The 1075-nt window shown below is 66.5% G+C and carries 1 protein-coding gene; it reads right to left on the bottom strand.

Annotation, left to right across the window (positions count from 1 at the left end):
- Positions 1–88: 88 nt before the first annotated feature.
- The gene (locus ACJH6H_RS29765; RefSeq protein WP_226522213.1) at positions 89–862 is read right to left on the bottom strand and encodes an ExeA family protein; all 774 of its coding nucleotides are present in this window, start codon (positions 860–862) and stop codon (positions 89–91) included.
- Positions 863–1075: the final 213 nt, after the last annotated feature.

Below are 1075 nucleotides of genomic sequence, written 5' to 3'. Positions count from 1 at the left end.
CGACTGTGGCGAGCGGGGCGTTTGTGATCTCGGTGACGGGATCCTCGTCGCGGTGACGTGGTCGTCGCCGTGGTGAAGCGGATCGGGTTCAGTCGGTTGCTGTTTCGCTGATGGCGATGCGGGCGGCTTTCTCCCCGACGATGGAGTGCCCGGCGGCGAACGCGGCCGTGAGCGCGTGCAGGGCGAGATTGTTGACCGCACGCGGATGTCCACGGGAGGCGTTGTGGATCAGGGTCATCGCGTCGTCGGCGAACAGCGCATCGGAGCGGCCGGCGATCTTGGTGTGATGCCCGATGTAGTCGGCGGTGTCGGCCGCTGTCATGCCGGGCAGGGTGTAGCGCACGGCGATGCGCTGATCCAACGCGGCCAGAACACCCAGACGCAGTCGGTGCCGCAGGGTGGGTTGCCCGACCAGGACCACGGCGAACGGTGAACCACTGTCCATGTCGTGGTTGGTCAGCAGCCGGATCGCTTCGAGTTGATGGTTGTCGAGCAGGTGGGCTTCATCGACGACTAACACGGGGTTGCGGCCACGTTCAGCGTGCTCGGCGGCCAAGGCGTCTGCGGCTTGGGGAGCCAGCCGGGCGGTGTGAAACGCCGGGGTGTGCCCGAGGGTGGCCACGATGTGGGTGAGCATGCCGCGCACCCCGATGGTGGGGTTGGCGAGGTAGATGATTACGTGCCGCGCCGGATCCAAGGAGGTGGCTGCCGCGCGGATCGCGACGGTTTTGCCAGCGCCGACTTCGCCGGTGATGACGCCGATGGCGCATTGGTCCACACACCAGCCGATGCGGGCGATCGCTTCGCTGTGGCCGGGGTGGCGGTGCAGCATCGACGGCGCCAGATCCCGCCCGAACGGCATCCGTGTGAAGCCCCAATGTGATTGCAACCGTTGAATACTCACGCCGACACCCCGTCCTCGAACTCGTCCTCGGTGGGAGCGAGGTCGGTGATCGAGAGCTGAGCGGCGACCTGGTCGCCGTCGGAGTCGGTTCCGTAGAGGGCGTGATAGCCGATACGTTCATCCTCACGCAGCTGCTCGTGATGGGCGGCAGCGGTCAACGCCAGGTAATCG

This window comes from Mycobacterium sp. SMC-21 (genome assembly GCF_045310825.1).
Taxonomy (GTDB): Bacteria; Actinomycetota; Actinomycetes; order Mycobacteriales; family Mycobacteriaceae; genus Mycobacterium.
The sequence above is the reverse complement of the archived record's forward strand: the minus strand, read 5'-3'. Positions and strand labels throughout refer to the sequence as shown.